General features: G+C 57.9%; 1 protein-coding gene. It reads right to left on the reverse strand.

Annotation, left to right across the window (positions count from 1 at the left end):
• Positions 1 to 528: 528 nt before the first annotated feature.
• Positions 529 to 1,698, reverse strand: coding sequence for an IS110 family RNA-guided transposase (locus CQ13_RS11570; RefSeq protein WP_245309143.1), 1,170 nt, complete (start codon positions 1,696 to 1,698; stop codon positions 529 to 531).
• Positions 1,699 to 1,801: the final 103 nt, after the last annotated feature.

Genomic DNA, 1,801 nt, shown 5'->3' on the forward strand with positions numbered 1-1,801 from the left:
CTTATATGAGGGCTTGGTGTGTCAAGAAGTTTTTCGCGATCAACATTTCTTCCCTACGTTTCAAGAGGGGGGTTCGTGCGAGCGCAGTTCTGCATTGATGGTACGGCAGGCCCCTTTGCTTGGCCGCGCTGAGCGGTCAACCGCCCGGAGCCCGGAGGGTCGCGCCGGAAGGCGCGAGGGGTTGACGGCGAAAGCGCGCGCCGAGCTACAATTGGTGTCCGGCCCATCACGCTGCAAACGTAACTGCGTTTCTGTTGATCCTCTTTCCCCGTTTTGACGTTCCCGATGACGTTCGTTCAATTGACCCAAGGCGGAGCCCCTTTCGCTATGCGGCGCTCGCCGCATCAACTTATATCCGGTCGGGACGAGCCCATACCAAGGTCCCTCATGCAACGGTGCGAGGGCACAGGGCTCCAAGGAGGATGGGACCATTCTACTTTGCGGCGTACTGCAGCCAGGCTAGGCTACCGGTCACACATCCGCCTTGGAATCGGTAATGTTCCTTTCGTCCTCTTTCAGTGAATCTAATCACACCTTCAGAGCGGTGCCTTCAGGCACCAGACCTGTCTCAAGATAGCGCCAGAGCGCAATCAGCAGCTTGCGTGCGACGGCGACGATCGTAATCCGCCGGATGCGGCCCTTGAGTTTGCCAACACGATCGCGGAACCAGATACTCAAGGGGCTGTCAGGCTGATGCCGCAACCACAGCCAGGCGAGCTCAATCATGACCGTGCGAGCCTTGGCGTTGCCAGCCTTGCTGATCCCCTGATCACGGCACGTCGCGCCGCTCTGGAAATGTGCTGGCGTCAGACCGACATAGCTCGCCAATTGTTTGCGATTGTCGAATGAGCGGTAGAAAACTTCGCCGACAAGTGTGTTCGCAAATTCGGGCCCGATGCACTTAATTATGGCTAGATCCTGGATCTTCTTTGCGCTCGTATGCTCCGCCTCAGTCTTGGCCGATGCAATGGCATCGCGCTCCGCCTCGATCGTTTTGATCATTCCGATGACAAGCTCCAACCGCTGCAGTTCGCGCAGGATTTCCGCCATGAGCCGCGGCGGCAACGACCGACCATCAGCGGTGCGCAACCGTTCCAGCTGCTGCATCCGATCGCGGCGCAGGGGTTGGTACTCATAGATGCCATGGATCGCGAGCAGTCCCTTGATCCGGTTGACATGCTGGATACGTTCGTTAATCAACCGACCACGCTCACGATGGAGCCGACGGTTGTCCTCTTCGGCGACACTTGGCACGCGCACAACGCTCCAAACCTTCGGCTCACCCCGCAGATACGCCATCAGTGATCGGAGCAATCGCTCGACATCGACGCGGTCAGTCTTCGCGCGACGCGCCCGACGATCAACCTGCAGACTTGCCGGATCAATGACGTAGTTGCGGATGCCGTGTGCTTCGAGCAGGCGGTGGAGCCAGAAGCCGTCGTAGCCAGCTTCGTAGCAAGAAATGATTTCCACGCGCTGCTTTGTTTCTCTGGCAACTCGCGTCCGGATCCGCTCGCACAGATCCAACAGCTCCTTCCCATCGCAGGGCTTCAACGTGTGGCGACTGACCTTGTCCGACAAGGGCGTGTTGACAGCAACAATCCAACTTTTCTTGCTCAATTCGATTGCAAAAAGACAGCGTACGGCGTCATCATGGGTTGCGGCGGGCGGCAGGTTGTTCACTGTCCGAGTTTCCATCAGCGTCTCTCCTATGCACACCTGGTGGGAAGGTAAAAACCGAAGCGGTAACACAAACCTCCTGTCCGTCGCGCTTGCATAGGATCTACTTTCCGGCGCAAAA

The organism is Bradyrhizobium retamae, from assembly GCF_001440415.1.
Taxonomy (GTDB): Bacteria; Pseudomonadota; Alphaproteobacteria; order Rhizobiales; family Xanthobacteraceae; genus Bradyrhizobium; species Bradyrhizobium retamae.